3 protein-coding genes are annotated in these 3,101 nt (G+C 35.5%); all 3 read left to right on the forward strand.

Annotated features, from left to right (window positions below):
* The coding region (locus tag AC22ZQ_RS13780) for a thiolase C-terminal domain-containing protein (protein ID WP_413468688.1) at positions 1–771 on the forward strand (771 nt) is incomplete at its 5' end.
* 1 nt (position 772) lies between these two features.
* Positions 773–1,138 (forward strand): Zn-ribbon domain-containing OB-fold protein, encoded by a 366-nt coding sequence (locus tag AC22ZQ_RS13785; protein WP_318959344.1) that lies wholly within the window; start codon positions 773–775, stop codon positions 1,136–1,138.
* Positions 1,139–1,427: 289 nt separating this feature from the next.
* On the forward strand, positions 1,428–3,101 hold a 1,674-nt coding region (gene nrdD, locus AC22ZQ_RS13790; protein WP_318959345.1), incomplete at its 3' end, for an anaerobic ribonucleoside-triphosphate reductase.

Genomic DNA, 3,101 nt, shown 5'->3' on the forward strand with positions numbered 1-3,101 from the left:
TCTGATTTCTTTTATGAAGGTGCAGCAGGAGCTTCATTTCCTGGTTTGTTTGCATCAATGGCACGTGCATATCTAACAGAATTCAAAGCAACTGAAGAAGACTTTGCTGAAGTTGCAGTGAAAAATCATGAAAATGGCTTGCTAAATCCTAAAGCACACCTAAGAAAGAAAATTACAGTTGATGATGTAATGAAGTCCGCAGTCGTTGCAAGTCCACTAAAGCTTTATGACTGCTGTCCATTCTCAGATGGTGCAAGCTCTGTTATTTTATGCAGTGAAAAGTTTGCAAAAGAGCACTCTAAAGACTACATTCAAGTGATTGGTTCAGGCAGGGGCGGCTCTCCAGCAGCTCTTCAAGGTCGTGAACACATGACTACAATTCCAAGCACAAAGATTGCATCAGAAGCAGCATACAAGATGGCTGGAATTACTCCAAAAGATGTTGACTTTGCTGAAGTACATGATTGTTTTACGATTGCAGAAATTGTTGATAGTGAAGATTTAGGTTTCTTTGAAAAAGGAAAAGGAGTTGAAGGAGTTAGAGAAGACCAGACATCACGACGAGGTGAAATACCAATTAATCCATCAGGTGGTTTAAAATCTAAAGGTCATCCTATAGGTGCTACTGGTGTTGGTCAAGTGGTAGAAGTTTTTGATCAACTTACTGGTAAAGCAGGCGAAAGAACAGTAAATGATGCTAAAATTGGCTTAACACAAAACTTTGGCGCAACTGGTGCAAGTTGTGCTGTACATATTTTCCAAAGTGTGTAAATTGTCAGCTAAACAAGAATTCATTGATGTTGCAAAATCAGGAAAGGTTCTTGCTAGAAAATGTAAAAAGTGTGGAGAGCTACATTTAGCAACAGTCTATTTTTGTCAAAATTGTGGAAATCCAGAATTTGAAAATGCTATTCTTGAAGGTCAAGGCTCCATTGCTACCTATACTATAATCACTGTTCCCCCAGCAGGATTTGAAAAATACACTCCATATGCCTGGGTTGTTCTAAAATTGGATAATGCCGACCTTCGAGTTTCTGGTTTTATGGGTGGAATTGCAAAACCTGCAGACCTTCCGGTTGGAACCAAGGCCAAAATTGTCGGATTTGATGACCGCGGAATTTTAATAGAAAAACAGTAAATCAAATTTATTATAATTATAAAATAAAATCACAAAAGATTCTTAATTATTTTGAAAATTATCCAATTACATGTCTGTTGAAGTAACCTGCGGAAAATGTGGTAAAAAGATCGCCAACATGAAAATGTTAAAGTCCCTAAAAGATGTTGTAAGGCCTTACAATAATAAATGTCCAGAATGTGGACAGACTCTTTCTACATCAGAATTTACATTAGATGTAAGAGAAAACTGATCTAAATAACAGATAACCATTTCGTCACAAATCTTAATTACCCCTGATCTTTTAGACATGGATATGGAACTGAGCGAGGGACTAGCGGAGCAACCAAAGCGAGGAGGAATCTTACAATCTACATCAAAACGTGTAAGAATGATCTTTTCTGTAATGGCCAGTCCAAACAGAATCGACATCTTAAGAATCTTAAATTCTAAAGGGCCTTTAACATATTCTGAATTAAAGTCTCTTGCGGGTTTTAAATCAAAAAAAGAGAGCGGAAAATTTGCATACCACTTAAGAAAATTGTTAAGGCAATCACTTGTGGCGCTAAACAAGTCTGAAAGGCGTTATACAATTACAAATCTTGGGAAATTAGTTTTGAGCCTTGCAAGACAGATCGAAGAACGTTCCATCATTGAAAGTGGCAAAATGTATGTACGAACATCACACGAATCAATTGAAGAATTTAATTCACATAAAATCATTCAATCTTTAGTTCGTGAAGGCAGTCTTCCATTAGAATTAGCTCAAAAGATTACAGAAGAAGTTGAAAATCGAATTTACAAATATCAAACAACATATCTTACTGGTTCCCTTATCCGTGAAATGGTAAACTCTGTTCTTTTAGAACATGGGCATGAAGAATATAGAAACAAGTTAGCAAGACTTGGAATGCCCGTTTTTGAAGTAAAAGAAATGTTATCAAATGTAGAAAATGTTGATAATGGTGCAGATGGCCTTTTGTATAAAACTGGTCAAACAGTCTTTGCTGAACACCTTTTACTAAACACCCTACCAAAAGATGTGGCAGATTCACACCTATCAGGAGACCTCCATATAGCAAATCCCGGAATTTGGTCACTTTTACCCGATACGATTTTTGTGAATCTAAAAGAACTCATAGATGATGGAATTGACCTACGCGGCAAAGCCTTAGGCGTGACTAGAATTCCATCCATTAAGACACTTGAAAACCTAACATCTGCCTTATCCATGATAATTTCTTTGATTTCAAAAGAAGCATCAAAAGAGGTAGTTTTAGATGGACTTCCACAACTGTTGGCAAAACATGCTAAAAATCTCTCAGATTTAGAACAAAAACTAACTGATGCCTTTGCTACATCTTCTACAACATCACAGTATGGAAGCTCACCAACAATTGTTTCATTTAGAATTCAATTAGGTTCTGATCAAAAGATTACAAAAACAATTCTTACAGCTTACAAAAACTATGTAACAATTACTCCAATACCAAAAATTGGATTAATTATTGATGCAGACAAAACAAAACTAGTTGATTCATCTGAAATTCTAGCCGAAATAATTGCACTAGGTGGAAAAATGATCTTTTCTAAAGGAAGTATTTCAATTAATGGAATTCTAAAAGATGATGCTAAAAATACTAGTGGCACTTTTATTAAATTACAATCACTATCAATTAATTTACCAAGACTTGCATTTGAATCAAATAAAGATGAAACTTACTTTAGAGCTCGTTTAGCATTATTAATGAAACCTGCACTTTCCTCAATGTCATTAAGAAAGAAGGATATATCTGATCTAACTAGACGAGGACTAAATCCAATACTTGCTGGAAATACTCAATATATGCAAAGGAGCTCAACTACTCTTATCGTTAATCTAGTTGGACTACGTGAAGCAGTCTTTAACATTTTAGGATATGAAGACAATAAAGAAGGACGTGCTGTTTTACATAAAGTACTTGAAACAGCAGTAGATGTTGCA

The organism is Lishizhenia sp. (assembly GCF_057456495.1).